General features: G+C 60.8%; 25 protein-coding genes. 6 read left to right on the plus strand and 19 right to left on the minus strand.

All coding sequences use genetic code 11. The annotated features are described in order from the left end of the window. Nucleotides 1-32: 32 nt before the first annotated feature. Genes HMPREF2547_RS05330 through HMPREF2547_RS05390 form a run of 13 tightly spaced genes read right to left on the minus strand, consistent with a single transcriptional unit; the run spans nucleotide 33 to nucleotide 11,509 of the window. Nucleotides 33-314 carry an acylphosphatase gene (locus tag HMPREF2547_RS05330; RefSeq protein WP_048735484.1) on the minus strand — a complete coding sequence of 94 codons (282 nt, stop codon included), beginning with the start codon at nucleotides 312-314 and terminating at the stop codon, nucleotides 33-35. Continuing rightward, a complete protein-coding gene (locus HMPREF2547_RS05335; protein WP_070601596.1) occupies nucleotides 304-1,764 on the minus strand; it encodes an alanine/glycine:cation symporter family protein in 1,461 nt (486 codons plus the stop codon). The genes HMPREF2547_RS05330 and HMPREF2547_RS05335 overlap by 11 nt, the downstream gene beginning before the upstream one ends. Before the next feature lie 18 nt (nucleotides 1,765-1,782). Next, nucleotides 1,783-2,646, minus strand: coding sequence for a bifunctional DNA-formamidopyrimidine glycosylase/DNA-(apurinic or apyrimidinic site) lyase (gene mutM, locus HMPREF2547_RS05340; RefSeq protein WP_069358781.1), 864 nt, complete (start codon nucleotides 2,644-2,646; stop codon nucleotides 1,783-1,785). Next, on the minus strand, nucleotides 2,646-3,374 hold the full coding sequence (gene rnc, locus HMPREF2547_RS05345) for a ribonuclease III (RefSeq protein WP_038628630.1): 729 nt from the start codon (nucleotides 3,372-3,374) through the stop codon (nucleotides 2,646-2,648). The genes mutM and rnc overlap by 1 nt, the downstream gene beginning before the upstream one ends. 42 nt (nucleotides 3,375-3,416) lie before the next feature. Further along, nucleotides 3,417-3,977, minus strand: coding sequence for a YceD family protein (locus tag HMPREF2547_RS05350; protein WP_048735478.1), 561 nt, complete (start codon nucleotides 3,975-3,977; stop codon nucleotides 3,417-3,419). A gap of 29 nt (nucleotides 3,978-4,006) precedes the next feature. Beyond that, the gene (locus tag HMPREF2547_RS05355) at nucleotides 4,007-4,768 is read right to left on the minus strand and encodes an SPFH domain-containing protein (protein ID WP_049171555.1); all 762 of its coding nucleotides are present in this window, start codon (nucleotides 4,766-4,768) and stop codon (nucleotides 4,007-4,009) included. Nucleotides 4,769-4,778: 10 nt separating this feature from the next. Next, nucleotides 4,779-5,252 (minus strand): pantetheine-phosphate adenylyltransferase, encoded by a 474-nt coding sequence (gene coaD, locus HMPREF2547_RS05360; RefSeq protein WP_016422540.1) that lies wholly within the window; start codon nucleotides 5,250-5,252, stop codon nucleotides 4,779-4,781. A gap of 45 nt (nucleotides 5,253-5,297) precedes the next feature. After that, complete coding sequence (rsmD, locus tag HMPREF2547_RS05365; RefSeq protein ID WP_070605023.1) at nucleotides 5,298-5,864, minus strand: 16S rRNA (guanine(966)-N(2))-methyltransferase RsmD; 567 nt, start codon at nucleotides 5,862-5,864, stop codon at nucleotides 5,298-5,300. Beyond that, on the minus strand, nucleotides 5,865-6,137 hold the full coding sequence (locus HMPREF2547_RS05370) for an acyl-CoA carboxylase biotin carboxyl carrier protein subunit (protein ID WP_049171558.1): 273 nt from the start codon (nucleotides 6,135-6,137) through the stop codon (nucleotides 5,865-5,867). It abuts the gene before it with no gap. Nucleotides 6,138-6,161: 24 nt separating this feature from the next. Further along, entirely contained in the window at nucleotides 6,162-8,312 is a 2,151-nt protein-coding gene (locus tag HMPREF2547_RS05375; protein ID WP_070605026.1) for an ATP-dependent DNA helicase RecG, read from the minus strand. Nucleotides 8,313-8,316: 4 nt separating this feature from the next. Next, the gene (locus HMPREF2547_RS05380; protein WP_070605028.1) at nucleotides 8,317-9,843 is read right to left on the minus strand and encodes a DAK2 domain-containing protein; all 1,527 of its coding nucleotides are present in this window, start codon (nucleotides 9,841-9,843) and stop codon (nucleotides 8,317-8,319) included. 6 nt (nucleotides 9,844-9,849) lie between these two features. Further along, nucleotides 9,850-10,515, minus strand: coding sequence for a uracil-DNA glycosylase (locus HMPREF2547_RS05385; protein WP_070605033.1), 666 nt, complete (start codon nucleotides 10,513-10,515; stop codon nucleotides 9,850-9,852). Between the two features lie 37 nt (nucleotides 10,516-10,552). After that, nucleotides 10,553-11,509, minus strand: a complete 957-nt coding sequence (locus HMPREF2547_RS05390; RefSeq protein WP_049189538.1) for a thiamine-phosphate kinase — start codon at nucleotides 11,507-11,509, stop codon at nucleotides 10,553-10,555. 111 nt (nucleotides 11,510-11,620) lie between these two features. On the opposite strand from HMPREF2547_RS05390, the gene HMPREF2547_RS05395 reads away from it, so the two are divergent. Then, nucleotides 11,621-12,601 carry a DUF3515 domain-containing protein gene (locus HMPREF2547_RS05395; RefSeq protein ID WP_070429308.1) on the plus strand — a complete coding sequence of 327 codons (981 nt, stop codon included), beginning with the start codon at nucleotides 11,621-11,623 and terminating at the stop codon, nucleotides 12,599-12,601. A gap of 10 nt (nucleotides 12,602-12,611) precedes the next feature. Here the strand turns inward: HMPREF2547_RS05395 and HMPREF2547_RS05400 are convergent, their stop codons facing one another. Both HMPREF2547_RS05400 and HMPREF2547_RS05405 read right to left on the minus strand, forming a co-directional pair. Then, nucleotides 12,612-13,715: a D-alanine--D-alanine ligase family protein gene (locus HMPREF2547_RS05400; RefSeq protein WP_049171570.1), complete on the minus strand. Its 1,104-nt coding sequence runs from the start codon at nucleotides 13,713-13,715 to the stop codon at nucleotides 12,612-12,614. A 35-nt stretch (nucleotides 13,716-13,750) separates the two neighbouring features. Then, nucleotides 13,751-14,749, minus strand: a complete 999-nt coding sequence (locus HMPREF2547_RS05405; RefSeq protein ID WP_016422532.1) for an NAD(P)H-dependent glycerol-3-phosphate dehydrogenase — start codon at nucleotides 14,747-14,749, stop codon at nucleotides 13,751-13,753. Between the two features lie 112 nt (nucleotides 14,750-14,861). Between HMPREF2547_RS05405 and HMPREF2547_RS05410 the strand changes: the two genes are divergently transcribed. After that, nucleotides 14,862-15,842, plus strand: a complete 981-nt coding sequence (locus HMPREF2547_RS05410) for an NUDIX hydrolase (protein ID WP_172954645.1) — start codon at nucleotides 14,862-14,864, stop codon at nucleotides 15,840-15,842. A 17-nt stretch (nucleotides 15,843-15,859) separates the two neighbouring features. Here HMPREF2547_RS05410 and leuD read toward each other — a convergent pair whose 3' ends face one another. Beyond that, nucleotides 15,860-16,450, minus strand: coding sequence for a 3-isopropylmalate dehydratase small subunit (leuD, locus tag HMPREF2547_RS05415; RefSeq protein ID WP_049189541.1), 591 nt, complete (start codon nucleotides 16,448-16,450; stop codon nucleotides 15,860-15,862). Nucleotides 16,451-16,512: 62 nt separating this feature from the next. Then, nucleotides 16,513-17,940, minus strand: coding sequence for a 3-isopropylmalate dehydratase large subunit (leuC, locus tag HMPREF2547_RS05420; protein ID WP_049189542.1), 1,428 nt, complete (start codon nucleotides 17,938-17,940; stop codon nucleotides 16,513-16,515). 65 nt (nucleotides 17,941-18,005) lie between these two features. Between leuC and HMPREF2547_RS05425 the strand changes: the two genes are divergently transcribed. Next, nucleotides 18,006-18,731 carry an IclR family transcriptional regulator gene (locus HMPREF2547_RS05425; protein ID WP_049171587.1) on the plus strand — a complete coding sequence of 242 codons (726 nt, stop codon included), beginning with the start codon at nucleotides 18,006-18,008 and terminating at the stop codon, nucleotides 18,729-18,731. Beyond that, nucleotides 18,731-19,921, plus strand: coding sequence for an MFS transporter (locus HMPREF2547_RS05430; RefSeq protein ID WP_049189543.1), 1,191 nt, complete (start codon nucleotides 18,731-18,733; stop codon nucleotides 19,919-19,921). The genes HMPREF2547_RS05425 and HMPREF2547_RS05430 overlap by 1 nt, the downstream gene beginning before the upstream one ends. Here the strand turns inward: HMPREF2547_RS05430 and HMPREF2547_RS05435 are convergent, their stop codons facing one another. After that, complete coding sequence (locus tag HMPREF2547_RS05435) at nucleotides 19,922-20,845, minus strand: TDT family transporter (protein ID WP_246819630.1); 924 nt, start codon at nucleotides 20,843-20,845, stop codon at nucleotides 19,922-19,924. A gap of 69 nt (nucleotides 20,846-20,914) precedes the next feature. On the opposite strand from HMPREF2547_RS05435, the gene HMPREF2547_RS05440 reads away from it, so the two are divergent. After that, complete coding sequence (locus tag HMPREF2547_RS05440) at nucleotides 20,915-21,817, plus strand: LysR family transcriptional regulator (protein WP_070546711.1); 903 nt, start codon at nucleotides 20,915-20,917, stop codon at nucleotides 21,815-21,817. Continuing rightward, nucleotides 21,801-22,226: a carboxymuconolactone decarboxylase family protein gene (locus HMPREF2547_RS05445; RefSeq protein ID WP_070546713.1), complete on the plus strand. Its 426-nt coding sequence runs from the start codon at nucleotides 21,801-21,803 to the stop codon at nucleotides 22,224-22,226. The genes HMPREF2547_RS05440 and HMPREF2547_RS05445 overlap by 17 nt, the downstream gene beginning before the upstream one ends. Here HMPREF2547_RS05445 and HMPREF2547_RS05450 read toward each other — a convergent pair. Further along, entirely contained in the window at nucleotides 22,133-23,329 is a 1,197-nt protein-coding gene (locus HMPREF2547_RS05450) for an acyltransferase family protein (protein WP_246819632.1), read from the minus strand. The genes HMPREF2547_RS05445 and HMPREF2547_RS05450 overlap by 94 nt on opposite strands. Between the last annotated feature and the right edge of the window lie 83 nt (nucleotides 23,330-23,412).

A 23,412-nucleotide genomic window follows, 5' to 3' on the forward strand; every position in this document is an offset into this window, starting at 1 on the left:
GGGGGGGGGGAGAGAAGGCAGTTGGCACCCGCTTAACGACGGTCAAATGCGCTCAATGCACCCTTCGGTTCCTGCCATAACGGCACCACTGCCGTCACATCGCCCGGAGTATTCGGCCCCTCAAGCCAAGCGAGCAAACTCTCACAGTCTGCCCGTGGCCCTTCAGCAACAACTAACACCCGACCATCCGGGTAGTTCTGGGCATAACCAACCAGGCCTAACTCCAGAGCCGTCGCGCGGGTGTACCAGCGAAAACCGACACCTTGAACACGACCGTGTACCCACGCGGTGAGGCGGACGTCGTTAAGCGACATCGGACTCACGCACTGTCATCGGGTCGGAACCGTCCCAGCACTCAATCTTGTCGTGGCCGCGGACGTTAGGCAGATCATCGCGGTGGAATACCGGATTAAGCCCCTTGGACTTCTGCTCGGAGTAATTCTTTAGTAGGGCGACAGCTACGCCGCCCAGCGGCAGAATGGCGATGATATTGATGGTGGCCATGAGTGCGGAGAAGGTGTCCGCAAGCGACCAGACCAGCGGCACGGAACCGACAGCTCCGCCAATAACGCACAGGATGACCAGCACGCGCACGGTATTCAGGACAGCCTTGCTCTTAGACAGGAATGGGATATTTGCTTCGGCGTAGTAGTAGTTACCCACCAGGGAGGAGAACGCCAGGAAGAAGATGATGACCGTAACCGCGTGGATTGCCCACGTGCCCACCTGCGCCGACAGCGCGGCCTGAGTCAGCGCGGTGCCCTCTGCATCGCCGCCGAAAGTAGGGTCGGACAGCAGGATGATCACTGCGGTGATGGTACAGACGACCCAGGTGTCGAAGTAGACACCCATCGTCTGGATGAGACCCTGCTTGACCGGGTGTGACACCGACGCCGTCGCCGCCGCATTCGGAGTGGAACCCATACCAGCCTCGTTGGAGAACAGGCCGCGGCGAATGCCCTGCATCATGGCAGTACCGACAGCGGCACCGGCAATCTCGCGGATACCGAAGGCGTGCTCAAAAATCAGCTTGATCATGCTCGGCACCTCGGTGATGTTGAGAGCCAAAACAATCAGGCCGAGGATAATGTAGGCGACGGCCATAATCGGCACGACGATCTGCGTCACCGCCGAAATACGCTGCACACCACCGAAGATGATGACGCCGGCCAAGATTGCCAGCACAATGCCGACACCGAACTTAAAGATCGGCGCGTCTTGACCGGTCGACTCCGCCACAGCCGCCGTAATCGAGTTGGACTGCACCGCGTTGAACACGAAACCGTAGGTCACCGTGATAGCGATGACGAACAGCGAGGCCATCCAGCGCCAGTTCTCCCCGAGCCCCTTGGTGATGTAGTAGGCCGGGCCGCCTCGGTAAGAGTCCTTATCCCGCACCTTGTACAGCTGTGCCAGCGTAGACTCCACGAAGCTGGTTGCGCCACCAATCGCGGCGAGCAGCCACATCCAAAACACGGCGCCAGGGCCACCGGTGGTGATCGCCACCGCCACACCTGCGACGTTTCCGGTACCCACGCGTGAGGCCGCCGAAATTGTGAAGGCCTTAAAGGCCGAGATGCCCTTGACACCTTCAGAGATATCAGAGGGCTTTTCAGTGATGGCCCTGAACATCTCCGGGATGTACCGGATCTGCACCATGATGGTCCGCCAACAGAAGTACAAACCTGTACCAACTAGCAGAACAATCATGAACAGCCAGTACTTGTCATTCCAAGCATTTACCCAGTCGGTTGCTTGCTCCATGAAACTCATAAGGAAATTCTAGCGTTGACAAGTGGGACACAGATAACTCGATCTATTCCCAAATGGCAGACGGACAATTTCGCGCCCACACCTCGGGCACGGCTCCCCCGCTTGTCCATAGGCGTTCAAGCTCCGCTCAAAATAGCCACTTTCGCCGTTGACATGCACATATAACGCATCGAAGCTCGTGCCACCGGCCGCTAGCGCCCGCTCGAGTACCGATTGCCCCTCGCGCAAAAGTTTCGCTAAACGACGGACCGAAAGGTCACACGCCGGCACGCGACCATCGACCTTCGCCGCCCAAAGCATTTCGTCGGCATAGATGTTGCCGATACCCGACACAATGTTCTGGTTGAGCAATACGGCCTTGATCGGTGAACGCGACTTCATCATGCGGTGTGCAAGTGCAACCACATCGACGGTGGGCTCCAATAGATCGGGCGCGATCTTGGCTGCGGGTTCCGGAACCACGCGTCCATGGGATTCGACCATTTCACAGGCCCAGACCCAACCAAAGGTGCGCTGATCGTTGAAGTTGATTAGGTGCCGAGCGCCGTCCGGCAGGGCGATGTCGAAAGCGGCTCGGGTGTGACGGCCAGGCAGCGTATCGGGAGTGTACGGAGCTTCCACGCGCAATTGGCCGCTCATGCCCAGGTGGATGGCGATTGCGGAGTCGTCGTCAAGCGTGAGCCACATGAACTTGCCACGACGATCCGTAGCGACAACCGTCCGCCCGCGCGTACGACCGATAAACTCCGCGGCGCCACCGAGTTGGCGCCGCACGGCACGAGCGTTGTAGACGAAGGAATCGTCGATGCGGCCACCGACGACGTAAGTGTCGAGACCGCGGCGTACGGACTCGACTTCAGGAAGCTCGGGCATTAGGCCAGTGCGGTATGTGCCTGATGCGCGGCGTGCATTTCAGCTTCCTTCTTCGTGGCGCCGGTACCGCTGCCCTTAACCACGCCGTCAACCAGCACGTCGACGTAGAAAGTTAGGTCATGGTCGGGGCCGGTGGTGCGCACGGTGTACTCAGCAGCCGGTAGTTGCTTGGCCGCCAGGCGTTCCTGCAGCAGCGTCTTCCAGTCACGGCCGCGGGACTCAGTCGGGGCATCGTCAATCATCTGGTTGAACAGGCGAAGCACGGTCTCGCGGGCAACCTCGAAGCCATGCTGCAGGTAAATAGCACCCAGCAGCGCCTCGGTGGTGTCAGCGAGAATCGAGTGCTTATCCGCGCCACCGGTGGCCTTCTCACCGCGGCCGAGGAGAATGTGCTCTCCCAGCCCGATACTGCGGGCCAGGTCAGCCAGCGCGTACATGTTCACGACACCTGCACGCATCTTGGAAATATCCTGCTCAGCGCGGTCCGGGAAGCGACGGTAGAGTTCTTCAGCAACGCACATGCCCAGCACGGCGTCGCCCAGGAACTCTAGCCGCTCGTTATTGGTCAGCATGCCATTTTCATTCGCGAAACTGCGGTGGGTCAAAGCGAGCTTCAGGGACTCCTCTGGTAGCTCAACACCGAGTTTTTCCAGCAGCGGGGCGTGATCGACGGCCTCGAAAGCCGCCTTTCTAGCCGCCTCACCGGTTAGCCGACGCTTGCGGCTCATCCGTTATATCTCCTTTAAAGTCTTCGTCTAAGTCGTCGTCGATTACTTCTCGTCGCCGAGCGAGCCAAACTTTTCCGCCAGGCCAGCCCAACGCGGATCAATGCGCTCCTCTTCACCCGAGATGCCGTCTGGCTCCGGCACTTCCGAATCCGATTCAGCACAGCTGGAATCGAAATCCAGACAGGTCGGATTGAAGGGCAGATTCAAGCCCGCCTCATCGATGACGGCTTGAGTGATATCCACCGTATTGTCGACGATCTGGCCAACTTCGTCCTCAAGGTCTTCTTCCTCGGCATCGTCGCCTGTGATGAAGTCCTCGTTGTTGGAAAAGACAGCCGAAATGTGGAAGCTGAGCTCCGGATTCAGCGGGGCTAGGCAGCGCACGCACTCGCCAGTGGCCTTGGCAGTCACAGTCGCGTCAACCATGACACCGCTGCCGAGGTTCGTGACAATGCCGTCAACGACAACCTCCTCGCCAGCGGCGATGCCAATCATCTCGACACCAACGCGGACAGGGCTATCGCCTACCTTGCGGAACTGCTCGGGCATGCCACCCTGCAGACATGTCGAAACGTCCAGAACAAATGGGGATGAGTCAGTCATGATAGACCTCAGTCTACCCCGAAGATGCGCTAACGCTCGTACCGGCGGCGTTCCTGCCCCTCGGAGAAGGAAGACGGCGCGCTCTGTGCCCCTGCACCACCGCCGACGGCACCGGCTCCCGAACGCAGTACAGAGCGATTGCGACCGACATTACGCAGGGTCTCTTGGAGAGTCTGTTCAAACTCGGCGAGCTTGGAATCGACGTAGCGGTCACACTCTTCACGGAGGCGAGAGGAATCCGCGTGTGCGTCGGAAAGCAGACGATTCGCCTCGTCGTTGGCTTCGCGGACGACCGTCGACTCAGCGACCAGGCGAGCCTGCTCTTCGCGGCCTTCCGCAACGGAACGCTCGTAGGATTCGTTACCAGCGTGAATCAGGCGATCGGACTCGGCAGAAGCACGATCCACAATGCTGTCGTACTCGTGCTGAGCATCCTCGCGGAGGCGACGGGCGTCGTCCTCAGCGGCCGCGACGGTGCCAGCTGCGTGGGCATTGGCATCCTCGACGGTGTGGTTAGCGCGGGCCTCGGCCTCGTCGACAATGCGATGGGCTTCTTCATCCGCAGTCGAAATGGTGTTGTTCGCCCGGGCTTCAGCATCGTTGATAATCTCATCCCGCTGGTCCAAGACGTCCTGCGCGTCATCGAGCTCAGCCGGGAAAGCATCCCTCAGCTCATCGAGCAACTCGAGAACACGCTGACGCGGAACCATACAATTGGCCGACAGTGGCACGCCGTGTGCCTCTTCTAGGATCTGGACCAGTTCATCAAGAGATTCGAAGACGCGAAACATGACTTACATGCTACTTCAGTCGGCGCTGCAGGGCGTGCAAGACAGGCTCAGGAACTAGCCCTTCCACCGAACCGCCGTAGCGAACAACTTCCTTCATCAGTGTCGACGACACATGACCGTACTTCGGATCAGCTTCCACAAAGAGAGTCTCAATGCCCGTCATGCGCCGATTCATCTGCGCCATGGGCGCCTCGTACTCGTAGTCCGCCGCCGAGCGCAGACCCTTGACCAGGCAGGTGATACCCTGCGCGGAGGTGTAGTCAACCAACAGCTTCGACCAGGAGTCCACCTGCACATTGTCCAAGTGCTGCGTGCACTGCCGAATGAGGTCCATGCGCTCTTCGACGTTGAACATGCCCTGCTTATTCGGGTTGTGGGTAACCAGCACGGTCACCTGATCGAATTGGCGCGCGGCACGCTCAATCACATCGAGGTGACCAGAGGTCATGGGATCGTAGGAACCGGGGCAGCATGCGTGAGTCATAGAGGTCAAACCACCTTTGGCCGTCGTAAAGCGTAAAGAAGAACGTTAAGCGTTGTAGATAGCGGTGTCGAAGCGCGCCAAACCGTGAATGCGACGCTTCAGCTTCTGCTGGAGCTGTTCGTAGCCCTCGGGCCACTGCGTCTCCTCGTCATCGCGGTGACGCTCCACAGTCACGACCGCGCCCGGCGCGAGGAAACTGCGCAGCGCCTCCAGCATCTCTGTAACGGCCTCCCCCGCCAGCTCATAGGGCGGATCCGCAATAACGCGGTCAAAAGGCTCGCCCGGCGCGCCCGCAAGGTACGACGACACTTTCATCGGAGACAGGGCCACATCGGGATGCCCCACGGTGCGAATGTTCTTTTCAATAGCGGCAATGGCGTTCGGATCGTTTTCCACCAACACGACGGAACGCGCGCCGCGAGAAGCCGCTTCCAAACCGAGCGCACCCGAGCCAGCAAACAGGTCGAGAACGCGAGTTCCCTCTAGCCCAAAGCGTGTGGACCAGGAGGAAAAGATGGCTTCCTTCGCGCGGTCACTAGTTGGCCGAGTGGTCTCTCCCTTAGGCGCGACTAGCCTACGACCGCGTGCCTCACCTGCAATAATGCGGGTCATCTACTTCCCTTCGTGCGATGTGTTCTCGTTGCCGTTGTGCTGTGCCGTGGCGCTGTGAGTTGCTGGCGTGATTCTTGCCAGCAGCTGACCGCCTTCGACATCCACAAATTGATCTGCCGCCACCTCCGCGACCGTGCCCGGGCAGGGCGCTAAAACCGGCGCTTCTAGCTTGACGGCCTCCACGACCGCAATAACCTGACCGGTCGTCACCGAGTCTTTCTCGGCGACCTCCCAGCGGACTACTCCTGCAAAAGGTGCACAGACATCTACCATGCCCAACAGTCTACTTTGGTCTTACTAGGAGCGGTCCAAGTAGTTCGACTGCTCTTCATCGATATCGGAGATAAGCTCTCCCACAAGCCTCTCATCAACATCGAGAAGAGCCATGGCATCATGTCGGGTGCGCTCGATGATTTCGCCGTCGGTGGTGAGGTCCACCAGGCCGAGGCCGGTTGCCAGTCCCGATTGGTCATCGCCGAGCAGATCGCCGAAACTACGCGTGGCCAGGTCCAGCTCCGCCAGTTGAATGCCGTCGGTGGTGGCGGCAATGCGGTCCAGCCGGGTGCGCTCCGGTGTCTGCGAATGCGTGTGTGTACATAGGAAGCACAGGCCACCACGGTCACCACGGCCGACACGACCGCGCAGCTGGTGAATCTGCGAGATACCGTAGCTCTCGGCGCGGCGAATCATCATGATCGTGGCCTCTGGTACATCCACGCCGACTTCGATAACTGTGGTGGACACCAGCACATCCAGCTGTCCTGTGGCAAAGGCCTGCATCACGCGGTCTTTGTCCTCCGGTGCCATATTGCCGTGCAACTGACTGATACGTACACCGGGCAGTTTTTTCCTCGCTCGGTCGAACACCGCCTCCACGGACTCGTCGAGGAACTGTTCCTCATCGCGGGTAATGCGGGGACAGACAATGAAGGCGCGGTTGCCCTTGGCCACTTCTTCCCCAATGCGCTCCCAGGTTCGTGCCTCCCAGCGGGGTTTCTCCAGCGTCGGTACGACAAAGGATTGGATTTCCTGACGTCCCCGTGGCAATTCCGTCAACTGCGAAACTGCGAGGTCGCCAAAAATGGTCATCGCTACCGTGCGCGGAATCGGGGTTGCCGACATCACCAACAGATGCGGTGTCATTCCACCCCGTCCCCTGCTTCGCAGCTGATCGCGCTGGCGCACACCAAAGCGGTGCTGCTCATCGACGACCACCAGCCCGAGATCGAAGAACTCCACGCCCTCACTGAGCAGGGCATGCGTGCCGACGACAATGTCAGCCTCCCCGTTGACTGCCTCCAACAGGGTTGCCCGGCGCTCCTTCGTCGACATCGATCCCGTCAACAGTCGTACAGTCACTGCTACTCCGGCTTGCTCCAGCATCGCTGTCAGCGATCGGTAGTGCTGTTGGGCCAGGACTTCCGTCGGCGCCAGCATCGCGCACTGCCTGCTGGCATCGACTGCTTGCAGCATTCCCAGCAGGGCCACCACGGTTTTACCCGAGCCAACTTCACCTGCTAGCAGGCGGTTCATCGGGTTAGACCTCGCTATATCCTGCGCGATATCGGCTGCGACCGCGACCTGACCGTCGGTAAGCGAAAACGGCAACCCCCGGCGTAGCTCGTCGCGAAGTCCCCCGGCGACTTCCATGCAGGCCGGCGCGGTGAGGCTCGCTTGAGTACGCTTGCGTGCACCAACGGCGAGCTGGAGCTCAAGCGCTTCGTCGTACTTCAGACGGGCAAGCGCAATATCGGGGCCCGCGATGGAGGGAAAGTGTGCGCCACGCAGTGCGGAGTCGAAATCGGTAAGTCCCTCCGGCGTGGCGGGTAATGGGTCTGGCTGCAGCGGTAACCATTCGAGGATGCGCTGCATGTACAGAGCCAGGTGAATACCCGCTACTCCTTTACGGCCACGGTAAATGGGCAGATAGGGGCGCGTGAGCAGCCGCTGCATCTCCGCAATCCCCTTGGCTGTCTTCGTCAGTGTGGCCAGCTTGCCAGTGGCTGCGCCTACCGAACCATCGGCTTTAAGCACCATGCAATCAACATTTTTCAGCTGTAGCTCATTGCGGAACTCGCTGAGCGTGCCAACAATGAGCAGACGCACACCGGGGTGCAGCATATTGCGCAGCCATTCGGCACCGAAAATCGCGGCCGGAAGAATGCGCACGCCGTCGCTGACATAGATTTTCAGTGGCTTGCGTCGGTCGGCGAAGGCGGGCGCTGGCGAAATGCTGTGCACCTCCACGACTGTGGTGATGGTGTCGCCAATGTCGGAAAATGACACATCTAAGCTCTTACCCTGCGCCACGTAGCGCTTCGGGAAATTCGTCAGCGCATCCGAGACGGTCTCCATACCAAAAGCCGTATGCAGCTTCTTCGCAATCTTTGGCCCCACCACGATGTTCAGGGGCGTGCGCGCATAATCCGAGCCGAGCCATCCGAGCATCGTGCTACTCGATTCCTACCTGCACCAGCTCATCGATGCCGGTTGCATCGTAGGCTACGACCTCCACAGGCTTGTCCAGCCGCGCCCGCACTTGCGCTATGTCCACGCCCTCAGCTCCGCGCCCGAGCAGCAGAGTCACTAGTTCCCCGCCGCCAGCCAACAGGTCTGAGATGGTCTCTGTGAGCGCGTCAGTCAGGGGCTTATCGACGTCCGCAGCGACTACAGCCGTTCGCGTGCCATTGGCAGCCTCTCCCATCGCATACGCAGCAACCGCCAGCGGCAGCTCAGCCGAATGCACGGCCAAGGCAGCAAGGCCAGCCGGAATGGAGACTGTGGACACTACCGCGAGCGTCGGATTAGCCGCGGCAGCAGCGAATTCGATATCCGCCAATTCCTGGTCGCTAACCAGCCCATTTGGCAGCAGGATAACCTCGTCCGCGCCCCTCATGGCAGTCAGTGCCTTGGTGACCACATTGTCAGCGAACTCCTGGTCGGCGATGGCTGCGCGATCTGTGGGAATGGATGTGGGAGTCGGAGCGGGGGTCGGGCTGATAGCAATCGCCCCAGAGGAGGTGATGAGATCATTCAGCGGACCGTCCGGCACTACCGCAATGAGGATGCGAGTGGACTCAGGTGTTGTCTCCGGCTCATCGAGCACCTCGATACGGATGCGTTCCGGACGACCGAAGTCAAGTGCTGCCTCGATAACCGCGCCCGGCTCCACTGTGTGGATGTGCACCATGTACTGCGCGGTCTCCGCATTACCAGCATCACCTGCGATGATGAGCGAATTGCCCAGCGGGTTCAACCGCTCTCGCAGCGCTTCCACCGCCTGGGTATCCGCCAAGGAAATCAGGTACATGACCTCCATCTCAACGGTGGCTACGTGTGGCGCGTCGACATGCAAATCGACCGGTGCGGCTGCGCGGCCGCTGACTTCGTCGGCAAGCGCGTCGAGCAGAATGACCAACCCCGCGCCGCCGGCGTCGACCACGCCCGCCTGCTGCAGTGCCGGGAGCTGGCTGGGGGTTTTCGCCAGCGCATCGCGAGCGGCATCCGCGATCGTGTCGGCGAGCTCCTCAATCGAGTCGCCCTCAAATTCCTCCGCGGCAATCGCGGCGTGCCGCAGGACTGTCAGAATCGTGCCCTCCACCGGATTGGCAATCGCTTGGGAAACATGTTGCACAGCTAGCTTTAGCGAGTGTTGTACCGACTCAACGCCAATGCCACTACCGGAGGCAGCCTCAGCCACCGCGCGAAAAACCTGCGAGAGCACAGTGCCCGAATTACCGCGGGCACCGCGCACTGCACCGGCAGCTAGGGCCGCGGTGACTGCGCGAACATCGGAAGCGTCAGCCTTTTGCGCTTCCTCATAGGCCGAACTCAACGTCGCGAGCATATTCGACCCGGTATCGGAATCCGGTACTGGGAAGACATTGAGACTGTTGATCTCATCGCGGCGGGATTGAAGCGCGTCAATCCCCCGGGCAACCCAGCCGACGATGGCGGCAGAACCAATCTGCAAAGACATGAATTCCTATTCTAGCGTCCAGTCGATAGGGGTAGCTCCCTGACGAATCAGCGACTCATTGGCCCGGCTGAACGGACGCGCCCCAAAGAACCCACGGGATGCCGACAGCGGTGACGGGTGCGGCGAACAGATGCAGTCCACGCCGGGGAGCCAACGCTGCAAACTCTGCGCGTCGCGTCCCCACAGAATGGCCACGAGAGGCTGATCACGGGCGACCAATGCTTTGATGGCATGCTCCGTGATTGCCTCCCAGCCCTTACCGCGGTGCGAGGCAGCAGCACCCGGACGTACGGTCAACACACGGTTGAACAGAGCTACGCCCTGCCTACTCCACGGAGTGAGGTCACCGTTGGAGGGAGTCGGGAGCCCCAGGTCGGAGGAATACTCCTTAAAAATATTCGCCAACGACCGCGGTACCGGCTTCACATCCGGCTGGACCGAGAAGCTAAGCCCCATCGCATGCCCCGGGGTCGGGTACGGGTCCTGACCGATAATGAGCACCTTGACCTCATCGAATGGATAAGTAAAGGCGCGCAGCACATCGGTGCCCGCGGGCAGGTAACCGTAGCCGGCCGCGTTCTCCTCGCGCAGGAACTGCCCCATCCGGTGGATGTCATCGGCCACTGGCTCCAGCGCCTTCTGCCACCCTTCTTCGACCGGCAACGGATCCATGTCATGCAGCCTTTCTTCTCAAAACCTCTTCGAACTCTTAAAAGGAAACCCAACCGGCATCGCGGGCAGGAGGTTGGCCGTCGATAAGCACCGAATCGAACTTTTCCTTCGACACCGTGCCGATAGCGCGGAACCCCGTCGGAGGCTCCCCCGGCGTCGAACCGATCAGTGTGTGGTCCTCCCCGCCGGTGAGCACCCACTCCCACGGGTCGATGCCCAGGTATTCACCAGCGGCAATCTGCAACTCATCGGGCGCAATGGCACTGCTGTCAACTTCCAAAGTAACCCTGGAGGCCTGCGCAATAGCGCGGAGATCCACGACCAGTCCATCGGAATTGTCCGTCAGTGAACGCACACCTGTGGCTCGCGCCGTAGCACCCCTGCGATATTCAAATTCGGGCGTACAGTGTGCGGCCACCAGCTGCGCAAACTCGCTTGGAATTTTTGCCGGGCTTCCGCAGTGCTGCAGCAGCGCAAGGCCCGCAGCAGAGTAGCCGATGCGTCCCGACGCAATCACCGTATCCCCCGCGCGTGCTGCTGAGCGCAGCAGCGGCCGCCCAAGCCCACCGAGTTCGCCCATCGCACTGATGGAAATCACCAGAGAATCTCCGCTGACCATGTCACCACCGACGAGTTCCGCCGGACATTGCTTGCCTTCCTGCCACAATCCCTCGGCGATACCGGTGACCACACTCACCGGAGTATGCAACGGTGCTGAGATGGCGAAAAGCATGGCCGTTGGACGCGCACCCATCGATTCGATATCGGCGAAATTCTGTACTGCGGCCTTAGCTCCAACTTGCTGAGGTGTCGACCAGTCCAGGCGGAAGTGGCGCCCTTCCACCAACATGTCGGTGGAAGTGACAAAACGGGCGTTGGGGGTTGTCTGCGTCAAGACGGCGGCATCGTCGCCATTGCGTGCCGACGGGGCGATAGCCCGGATGGCCTCAATGACCCCAAACTCGCCAATATCGCCAATGGTCAATTCAGTCACAGTGTCGAGTCACATTCCTAATAGTCGATGGTTAACCGTTAATAGCGGAACCCGTCTCGGTATTGCCCCCAACCAATTGGAGTTGGTACCGGACAACGTAGAATCAGGCCCATGGTAGACGCACCCCCATCGGGAGAAACAGTTCAGTCCAAGGGTAGCCGGACACGCGCGGGCATCGCACTCGCTATCGCCATTATCGCTATCCTCGGCATTATTTTTGCCGCAAAGATTTACCAGGATAATCAGGCGACAAAGCCAGTCGCGATTTCCAATCCGGAGCTTCCCGCCAATGACTCGCCCGAGTGTGCGGAACTGCTCGACCGACTGCCAGATCGCGCCGCAGGTCTGGTTCGCGCCGACATTGCAGAGCCGGCTCCAGAAGGCGCCGCTGTGTACCGAAACTTGGAACAAGACCGCATCACGCTGCGCTGTGGCGCGAACGTACCTAGCCAGTACAACGAACTGGCTAAGACCGAAGAGGTCAAGGGCATTTCGTGGCTGCGCGTGGTCGACAGTACCGACGAGTCTTTGGCGACTTGGTTCACCGTCGGGCGCGAACCGGTTGTTGCGATTACCGCCGAAGGAAATGCAGAGGCGGAGGATGCCCTGAGTGACCTCGCCGAGGCGCTGCGCCCGGACTCCGAGTACAAGAACAAGCCGGAGCGCGGCGGCGTCCCACTGGTAGAACTGGCAGCTCCGGAAGCTGATAAGCGCTGCAGCGGCTTGGAGGCTGCCCTCCCCCGCGAGCTTGGCAACCGTCACCGTCTGAGCGCAGAGGAAATGCCGGCTGACATGCCGAAGGACATGGTCATTTGGGGCGGCACCCCAGCAGATCCGGTGGTGCTGCGCTGTGGTGTCGACGAGCCGGCTGGCTATAGCACCACCACGCAGCAGCTGACGCAGGTTGGCGACATTGTCTGGTTCAACGAACCAACGCTTTCCTCCGGTACCTCCGCCACCTGGTACGCCATGGGCCGGGAGCGCTTCGTCGCCGTTGAAATGCCGATGTCGGAGGCCAGCTCACTAATGCCGGTGCTCTCCTCGGTCATCGCGGACAACCTGGAGAACATCTCGCCGAGCGAAGAAAAGTAAGAACCAACTTCTATCGACGAGCTACCAGCGCCCGCTCAATCAGGGCGCTGAGCAGCTCCTCGTAGGCAACACCGGAAGCCGCAAACATCTGCGGGTACATCGAAATCGGGGTAAAGCCCGGCATGGTGTTGACCTCATTGATAATCGGGCCATTATCCGTGACAAAAAAGTCCACGCGAGTCAGCCCATCAGAGCCTAGTGCCCTGAACGCCCGACGAGCATCCGTGTCCAGTGCCTTCAAAACATCCTCCGGCAGCTCAGCCGGGATCTGCGCCGAGACGACATCATCCAAGTACTTGGTCTCAAAACCGTAGAAGCCCTCGTCGGAGTCCTCCGTGCCACGCAGCAGGGACGGGACAGAGACCTGAAGGCTGCCGTCAGCGCGCTGCAGCACGCCAATCTCCACCTCGGCGCCGTCTACACCGGCCTCTACAATGACCTTCCAGTCGTGCTCTCGGGCCAGCTCTACCGCCGCATCCAGATTCGCCCAATCATCCACGCGGGAAATGCCAATCGACGATCCACCACGGGCAGGTTTAACGAACACCGGCAGGCCAAGGGTCTCCTTGTCCTCGTCGGAAAGCGACTCGCCAACATGCAAAACAACCTGCTTGCCAATAGGAAGCCCCGCTGCCTGCAAGAGATTCTTCGTGCGTTCCTTATCCATTCCCGCAGCGGAAGCGAGCACGCCCGGGCCGACATAAGCAATGCCGGAAAGCTCAAAGAGCCCCTGAATCGTGCCGTCCTCGCCGTGCGGACCGTGGAGGACCGGGAAGATAACGTCGACGGTGTCGAAAACCTCGCCGGCGCGATCACCGGTGACGAAGCGGAATTCACCGCGGCGTGACGGCGAGGTGCTCAGCGCAACCTCCTCGCCCGGGATGACCTCAGGCATCGTACGCCCCTGCGTGCGCAGCGTATCCGTCTCACGCGTCCCGACGGTCCAGACACCATCCTTGGTAATACCAATGGGAACCACTCGGAAGCGGTCCTCATCCAGGTGATCCATAATTGCGCCGGCCGAGACACAGGAGACGCTGTGCTCAGGGCTTGCGCCACCGTAGATGACGGCGACGGAAATGCGATCTGCAGACGAGCTATTCGACGAAGTCATGGTGACTTAGTTTAGCCCCGACCTCGTTGAAGTGGTTACTCCGACTTGCGGCTTCGCCCCATCAGCTTGCGAATTGTCTCATCGACCTTCGCGCCTTCGTGGCAGACGGCGTAAACGGCCTCAGTAATTGGCATTTCCACGCCATTGCGACGAGCGAGGTCACGGACCGAGATTGAAGAAATCACACCCTCAGCCACCTGACCGCGCGTAGCGTGCTGCGCCTGCTCCATCGTGTCACCGCGACCGAGACGGTCACCGAAGGTGCGGTTACGCGACAGCGGCGAGGAACAAGTGGCCACCAAGTCACCGAGGCCCGCCAATCCCGCGAAAGTCTTATCTTCTGCACCAACCGCGTCGCCCAGACGCGTGATTTCCGCCAAGCCACGGGTGATAATGGTTGCCAGCGTGTTCTCACCCAATCCTTGACCAGCGGCCATACCGCAGGCCAACGCAATGACGTTCTTGCAGGCACCGCCGATTTCGCAGCCGATCACATCGGTGTTGGTGTACGGGCGGAAGTAATTAGTGGCAACTGCCGCCTGAATCATCTTGGCATTGTTCTCATCAGCGCAAGCAATGACCGTTGCCGCTGGCTGCTCCATCGCAACCTCGCGGGCGAGGTTCGGGCCGGACAGCACCGCAATACGCTCTGCTGGCAGGTCTGTGACCTCCGCAATGACCTCACTCATGCGCAGATGTGTCTCGCGCTCCACACCCTTGGCCAGGCTGAGCAGAATCGTCTCCGGCCCGATGAAGTCCTTCCAGACCTTGAGGTTGTCACGCAGAGTCTGCGAGGGCACGCCCAGCACCACCACATCCGCGCCCTTCAGCGCGGCCTCTGCATCCGAGGTGGCTTCGATGTTGCGCGGCAGCCCCAGACCAGGCAGGTAGTCGTGGTTTTCGCGGCTGATCTGAATACGCTGTGCCTGCTCCGCACGTCGCGACCACAGCCGTACAGGATTGCCCGCATCAGCAAAAACCTTGGCGAGCGTCGTGCCCCACGAGCCCGCACCCATCACTGAAACTTGCACCATCGCCGCGACCTTCCTCCGTTAGCCTCTAATCTCCAACAAGTCTAGCGAGACGTTCTCACACTGCGATACTAAACTAGGTCGGCGACAAAGGATTGAAAGGGAATTCACGATGATGCACGAAGAGGACAAGGACCTCAAGGGCGATACCTCCGTGACCGGTCGCCTGCGCCAGATTCCGACGAAGCCAGGTCAGGATGTCACCAAGCCGACCTTCGCGGCCGGCGCGGTTCTATGGCGCGGCGATGTCCATAACCCTGAAATCTGCGTGATTCACCGTCCTTCCTACGACGACTGGTCGCTGCCGAAAGGCAAGCTCGACGCCGGCGAGAACCTCATTGCCACCGCCGTCCGCGAAATCTGGGAAGAGACCGGCTACCGCGTCCGTCTGGGCAAGCTCGTCGGCAACGTCTCTTACCCTGTCGCCGGACGAACGAAGCTGGTCTGGTACTGGACCGCTGAGGTTCTAGACGGCGAATTCGAACAGAACTCCGAGGTCAACGAGCTTCGTTGGGTCTCCTGGGACGAAGCCGAGGAGCTGCTGTCCTACGACCTCGACCGCGACGTGCTGGTCAAGGCCCGCAAGCGCATGAACAAGGAACCGGACACCCGTCTCATTCTGGTTCGCCATGGGCGTGCGCACCGTCGCACCAACTGGAACGGCAATGATGCACTGCGGCCACTGGATAAGAAGGGACGTCGTCAAGCGGAACTGCTCGTCTCTGCCCTGGAAGGCTTCCGCCCCGAGCGGATCTACTCCGCCGAGCCCGTGCGTTGCCAGGACACCGTCGCGCCACTCGCCGCAGAGCTGGGAATGCAGGTCACAGTCGACGAACGGCTTGGCGACGAGCACTGGATTGCCAACCAGGTTGAGTCCAAGAAGGCATTCGAAGACATTGTCGCGCTAGGCGGAGTCAGCGTCATCTGCTCTCAGGGCATCACCATCCCAGACCTGCTTGCCGCCTGGTCCGCTGAGGGCACCCTGCCCTTCGACGAGGAAATCCTGTGCAAGAAGGGCTCTGCCTGGGTGCTGGGCTTCAACGACGGTGTGATGACCACGGCTGATTACTACGCCTCGGCGCTGCCGGTGAAGTAGTTTGTGAGGATTTTGACCTACAGCGTCTTAGGCTTGTGGGCCGGACGACTCTCCTCGTAGGCCACAATGTCCGCTTCGTTGCGCAGGGTCAGGGAGACGTCGTCAAGCCCTTCCATCAGACGCCAGCGGGTGTAGTCGTCGACCTCGAACGGGAAGACCTGCTCACCGGCCTCGACGGTGCGGGTCTCCAGGTTGACGGTGAGCTCCATGCCAGGGTTAGCCTCCAGCAGCTTCCACAGCAGCTCGACATCGGACTGCTGCATCTGTGCGGCGAGCAGCCCCGCCTTGCCGGCATTGCCACGGAAGATATCGGCGAAGCGGGAGGAGATGACGACGCGGAAACCGTAGTCCATCAGGGCCCACACGGCGTGCTCGCGGGAAGAACCGGTACCGAAGTCCGGCCCTGCTACGAGGACGGAGCCCTTTGCGTATTCCGGACGGTTGAGCACGAAGTCGGACTCGTTGTTGCGCCAGTTGCTGAACAGGCCATCCTCGAATCCGGTGCGGGTGACGCGCTTTAGGTAGACAGCCGGGATGATCTGGTCAGTGTCGACGTTGGATCGCTGCAGGGGAACGCCGACGCCGGTGTGAGTATCAAACTTTTCCATAGTGAAAGGTCCTTAGAAGTTCTGCTTGGGTCTGTTGTACAAAGATCGGCAGTGAGAGTCAGTTAGAGATCAGCCGGTGCTGCGAAGTGACCGGCGACGGCAGTGGCTGCGGCGACAGCCGGGCTGACCAGGTGGGTACGACCACCCTTGCCCTGACGGCCCTCGAAGTTGCGGTTGGAGGTCGAAGCGCAACGCTGGCCCGGGGTCAGCTGATCCGGGTTCATGCCCAGGCACATGGAGCAGCCCGGCATACGCCATTCGGCGCCTGCCTCTTCGAAGATCTTGCCCAGTCCCTCTTCCTCAGCCTGCGCACGGACCTTTGCGGAGCCCGGCACGATGAGCATCTGGACGCCGTCGGCAACCTTGCGGTCCTTCAGCACGTCGGCGACGGCGCGCATGTCCTCGATGCGGCCGTTGGTGCAGGAACCTACGAAGACCACGTCGACCTTGACGTCGCGCATCGGGGTGCCCGGCTTCAGATCCATGTACTCCAGTGCGCGTTCGGCCGCGATGCGGTCGGAGTCCTCAGCGATGAACTCCGGATCTGGCACGGTCTCCCCCAGCGGCACGCCCTGGCCAGGGTTAGTACCCCAGGTAACGAATGGAGTCAGCGCGGAACCGTCGATTTCAACGACCTTGTCGAACTTCGCGTCCTCGTCAGTAACCAGGGACTTCCAGTATTCGACTGCCTCGTCCCACTGCTCGCCCTGCGGCGCGTGCGGGCGGTCCTTCAGGTATTCGAAGGTGGTCTCGTCCGGAGCAATCATGCCGGCACGGGCACCGGCTTCGATGGACATGTTGCAAATGGTCATGCGGGCTTCCATCGACAGCTTCTCGATGGCCTCGCCGCGGTACTCAATAACGTGGCCCTGACCACCGCCGGTGCCAATCTTGGCGATAATCGCCAGAATCAAATCCTTGGCGGTAACACCATCCTGCAGTTCGCCGGTGACGTTGACCGCCATGGTCTTGAAAGGCTTCAGCGGCAGGGTCTGGGTAGCCAGAACGTGCTCAACCTCCGAGGTACCGATACCGAAGGCCATAGCACCGAAAGCACCGTGGGTTGCGGTATGCGAGTCACCACAGACGACGGTGGTGCCCGGCTGAGTCAGGCCCAGCTGTGGGCCGACGACGTGCACGATACCCTGTTCGCGGTCGCCCATCGGATGCAGGCGGATACCGAACTCCTCGGCGTTCTTGCGCAGTGTGGCAATCTGGGTACGAGAGGTCGGCTCCTCAATCAGATTGATTTTGCCGCCGGCGACAGTGGTCGGAACGTTGTGGTCCTCGGTTGCGATGGTCAAATCCGGGCGGCGTACCTTGCGCCCTGCCAGACGGAGGCCATCAAAAGCCTGCGGCGAGGTAACCTCGTGGACGAGGTGCAGATCGATATAAATCAGATCTGGTTCGCCGTTGTCGCCTTGCTTGACTACGTGGTCATGCCAGACTTTCTCGGCCAGAGTCTTCGGGCTGGTGTCCGTGGTGCGCATAGTGGGTGAGCCGCCTTCCGGATATATCTCTTTTATCTCAAGGAATGAGATGTTAATATCATGGCATGGGACAGATTAGCACATCCGAGACGCCAGCTCTAAGTGGCATTAAGGTTCTCGACCGTTCGGTACTCATTCTCAAGTCTGTTGCAGAAACTCCACGCACCCTCGCCGAGCTCTGTGACGACACCGGCCTGCCCCGCGCCACCGCCCATCGGCTGGCCACGGCGTTGGAAGTACACCGCCTTGTCACCCGCACTCCGGACGGCCGCTGGACGACGGGCCCCGGCCTCACCGAGATCACGCCTGTCACAACCGACCTGCTTGCCGACGCCGCAGCGCACATCCTGCCGAAGCTAGTAGAGGTAACCGGAGAGTCCGTGCAGCTCTACCGTCTCACCGGCGATACCCGCACCTGTATTGCCTCCATGGAGCCCGCCACCGGACTGCGCAACACCGTGCCAGTTGGCTCTCGCATGCCGCTAACCGCCGGCTCCGCCGCACGTGTTCTCCTGGCCTTTGGCCCGGCCAACCTCGCTGAGCGAATGCTTCCCGACGCCGACTTCAACCAACAGGACCTCGACGACTGCCGACGTCTCGGCTGGTCCGAGTCCATGGGTGAGCGCGACCCCGCACTTGCCTCCGTCTCCGCCCCGGTTTTCGACAGCAACCAGCGCATGATTGCAGTCCTATCCGTCTCCGGCCCCGTGGAGCGCATGACTCCGTCGCCCTACGAATGCTGGGGCGCAAAGGTTCTCGGCGCCGCTGAAGAGATGAGCTCCCGACTGTAATGCCCGCTTACCGTCACCTTGTCCTTCTTCTGTCCATGTTCGCGGCGGTCGGTTCGTCCGTCGTTCACATGGGTGTGCCTTTTCTCATCCCATCCCTACAGGAAAACGGCTTAAGCCTCTCCGCCGCCGGCCTCGTCGCAGCAATGCCGGCGGCCGGTATTGTCTTCACGCTCATCGCCTGGGGCTGGTTTGTCGACCGCTATGGCGAACGCGCAGCTCTGTTCGCCGGCCTGACCTCTACTGCCTTAACGACGGGGCTTGCGGCGCTAGCTTCGTCGTCAAGCCCGGCTCTGCTCGGGGCCACGCTCTTTCTCGCCGGGTGTGCGGCGGCGAGCGTGAATTCGGCATCCGGCCGCGTGGTGTCGGGCTGGTACCCACCGCATCAGCGCGGCACTGCGATGGGCATTCGCCAAATGGCTCAGCCCCTCGGCGCTGCACTATCAGCGGTAACCCTGCACCCTCTCGCGCAGAATTACAGCATCGGAGTCGCACTCGCGATGCCCGCAATCCTGTGCGCCGTGCTGGCGTTGCTTGTACTGATAGGCGTGAAGAATCCCCCTCGCCCTGATGCCTCGAACCCCACCGTCACGGCCAGCCCCTACCGGGACGGCAAGTACCTCGTGCGCATCCACATCGCCTCGGCGCTGCTGTCCTGGCCGCAGTCGATGATGGGTGCCTACATTCTGGTGTGGTTGCTGTCTGTGGGGTACTCCGATGGCACGGCGGGCACAATTGTGATGGTCTCGCAGCTGCTCGGTGCCGGATCGCGAGCACTGATGGGTGTGGTCTCTGACCGAGTGCGATCTCGCATCCGCCCCTACCGCTGGGTCTCGGGTGCGACCTTTGTTTTGGCTGTCGCAATGATGATTGCCAGCTGGGCTGATTGGCGCACGCTTGGAACTTTGCTGGTCTGCGCACTGGCCGTTGCTGTGGTCAGCCCGAATGGACTCGCCTTCACCGCAGTTGCTGAATACGCAGGCCCCTTCTGGTCCGGACGCGCTATGGGTACGCAGAACACGTTCCAGAACATTATCTACGCTGCAACGCCTCCGGTTTCGGGTGCGATTGTGGCCGCTGCGGGCTTCCCCGCGCTGTTTGCCGTCACGGCTCTGTTCCCCGCCGCCGCGCTGGGTATTGCGCCACGAGAAGACCAGAACCGCAACGGGCGGGTGCGGGTCGAGCTTGACTAGCTAGCTCCGCGCCCACCAAACAAATCGAGCCACGCACGCGCACCAGTGCACAGCCAGCAAACACAGCAGCCCAGCGCTGGCCACGTATAGCCACTGCACGCCGGTAATGTCACCCAGGCTGTGCGTACCAAGACTCAGAGTGCCCACGGGGAAGGTTGCACCCCACCAACCAGGGCTGTATCCGGCCCAACTGATTACGGCGCGGGTGAATCGTCGTAAAGCGATGGCGGCGAGGAAGACACCGACAATGAGCACAGCGGTGCCGTAAGCGACAGCGGAGGTTCGGTTGAAAAGCAGCTGCGCAGCGGCCGTGGACTGACCGACCAGCCCGAGCGGAATCCAGGCAGTACCGGCGATGGAATCGGGGATGCGCATGGCGCCAGAGAACAGCGCGACGTAGCAGCGTACGAAAACCGGCAGAACCGTAATCAGCGCCATCCAAAAGAGTATTTGTGCGCAGACGTGATAGAACGTGCCGTAGTCAACGCTCAGCTGTGCGCCACTTGCCGCCGCCACCATCGGGGCGACCAGCGCGAGGCCCCACTGAAAAGTTGGTTCGCCTTCGAATCCTCGCAGTTGGCGAAGGCTGACGTAGATTGCCAGCGGCGCACCGATCCACCAGGACATCAGCTGCCACGATGAGTTACTAGCTAGCGCAGTCGCAGCACTACCGAGAGCCATGATGCCCATCGAGAGCATGCCCCACGGCGCCATCAGCTTCGAGTGGAAAGGCGGGTTTCGAAGGCGCAGCCAGCCGACCACCATAAAGCCGAGAATGCCCACCGCCATGACTAGAAGAAGCTCCGGAATCACCGGCACCTCATGGATGTGCGCAAGTGTGGCGAAGATGGACGTACCCATCAGAGATCCTGCCCACGCGGGCCCGGCGGGTGCCAGCACATCACGGCGAGAAGAGTTGGTCATGCTCATACCGTATTTGTTCTTGCCACAGCTACAGCTATCACCAAACTCTGTGAGGGGTACCATAAATGCATGTACCCCTCCGCTGTGGCCGAACTCGAAGCACTTCTCACCGCCGCCCGTGCAGGCTCGATCTCCAAGGCCGCGCGTGAGCTAGGCATCAATCAGCAGACCATGTCCGCACGCATCGCGCGGGCGGAAAAAGCGCTGGGAATCACCGTCTTCGAACGCTCCCCCTACGGCGTATCTCCCACGGAAAACGGGCAAGTGCTTATCGACGCACTCCCAGACCTCCTCGCCGCCTGCCACAGGTTTTCGGGCATTGCCGCCAGCTTGCGTTCCGACGATGTTCCCCGCCACCTCACCCTTGCGGTGTCCAATACTGTCGCTGAGCTCTACTACCCCGGCTGGGCCGCCGAGTTCCACCGGCAACATCCCGCAGTCAAACTGTCAATGGTGCAGGCAAACTCCCGTGAGGTGCGGCAACTAGTGGCCAACAGTGCGGTGGACTTCGGCCTGGTAGAGGGCGAGGCTGGTCGACACGACCTCGAAGAGCGGATCATCGGCACCGATGAGCTGGTCCTCGCTGTGCCGACGGGGCATCCGTGGACTGAGCGGGCCGAGATATTCATCGAGGAACTGCGCACTACCCCGCTGGTTATTCGCGAACCCGGTTCCGGCAGTAGAAAGGTCGTGGAAGATACACTGGGGAATCTCGCCGAACCCGCGGGAGAATTTGGTTCCCTTTCGGCACAGCGTGCTGGCATGATTGCGCTGGCAGCGCCAACAATCATCGCCCGCGGCGCAATTCGCGATCAGGTAACGCTCGGGCGCATCGTCATCGTCCCCACCCGCACCCGTTTTACTCGCAATCTCAGCGTAGTTATGCGTCGCGGCAGTGAAGCTAGTGGGGACATTTCGGAATTTATCCGCATTGCAAGTCCTATACTTAGCAAGCATGAGCAATCCCAATGATGAACTCTTTTCCTCTGACCGCTATGATGCCGGCATCCAAATTCGCCGCGAGGTGATGGGCGACGAATTCGTCGATGCCGCCCTCTCTCGCAACGCCGGCTCCGACGGAGAGACCCTGCAGAAGCACATCACCGCCACCGTCTGGGGCTCCGTCTGGAGCCGTGAAGGACTGGCCAAGCGTGATCGCTCCCTGCTCAACATTGGAATGCTCGTCGCTCTGCGCGCCACCGAAGAATTGCGCGGCCACATCAAGGGTGCCCTCGCCAACGGCCTGACCCGCACCGAGATCACCGAAGCCATCGTCCACGCTTCCGGCTACTGCGGCGCACCGGCCGCACTGTCCGCGATGAAGGTCGCGCAGGAAGTGCTCGTTGCTGAGCTCGGACCGCTTGACGACGACGATCGGTAGGTAGCCCACGGGCTCGCAGGCCCCGGTCGCCGCGTAAGCACATCAGTGATGCGGCGCAGCAGCCACGACAGCGGCAGGGCAAAGGCAGCGGTGACGATTGCCACTGCCAACATCGAGCCTTGGAAGGTCTGATAGCCCATCAACGTCATCACCCAGTCCATGACCAGCACGTGGACGAGGAAGAACTCGTATGAGACCTCTCCCAACCAAATCATGGCTGGATGACGAAGCCACCTGACCTCCGTACCCAGCGCAATCGGGGCCACGAATGCACCAGCGGACAGGCCATACAGCGTGGTCTTCCACAACGCCTGGTCGACATCATCCGGCACCAAGGTTGCTGGCCCCACGTGGGTGGTTGTGGATAGGAAAAACAGGACTAGCGCTATCAGCCAGCTGGCCGCCAAATTGACGCGCCAGCCAACTTTTCGCCCGTAGGCCAGCGGCATACCGATGGCGAACCAGTCGAAATACGCCATCGGCCACAGCCGTGCCACTACCGGCAGCAGCTCTTCTTGATGCGACAGCACAGTCCAGACCGGGCCAATGAGACCAAAACCAATAATGATGGCCAACGTTGGGCCAGGTCGCAGGCGCCCCTTAGTAATCGTCCAGATGCCAAGTCCCACCAGTGGCAACACCAGGTAGAAGCCGACTTCCACCACCATCGACCACATCTGCGGCAAGCCCGGGTGGATCCAGCCGAATTGGAGCGTCTGAGTAAAAGACATCGACCGCAGCCAGCCCTGCAAACCCCCACCCGATGGTGGCGGGTCATCTGCGGCATGAATGAGGAATGCCGCAGTAACCACAATCCAGTAGGCCGGCAGAACTCTCTTCGCGCGACTGGTGAAGTACTTCCGCAAGTCCGGTCGATTCGCAGGGACGTCGTCAGGCGAACCGAGCCAACGCCCTGTGAGCAGAAACGCACTGAGCACGAAGAAGATGGTGACGCCAATTTCGAATCGACCGTTGAGACGCCCCCACCAATCGTCCGTGTAATGTCCAGTCCAGAACGCGGCATGCGTAAGCAGGACACCGAACGCACCGATGGCTCGAATGCTGGTCAGCTCCGGAACGTAGGAGGACTTGGCCGAATTCATGCCAATATTTTATGACTGCAAACTACTTGGCGTGCTCGTTTTGGCACAAGCCCGGTCTACAAAATCTTGCTACCTCAGTACAC

It is taken from the genome of Corynebacterium sp. HMSC055G02 (assembly GCF_001809065.1).
Classification (GTDB): Bacteria; Actinomycetota; Actinomycetes; order Mycobacteriales; family Mycobacteriaceae; genus Corynebacterium; species Corynebacterium jeikeium_D.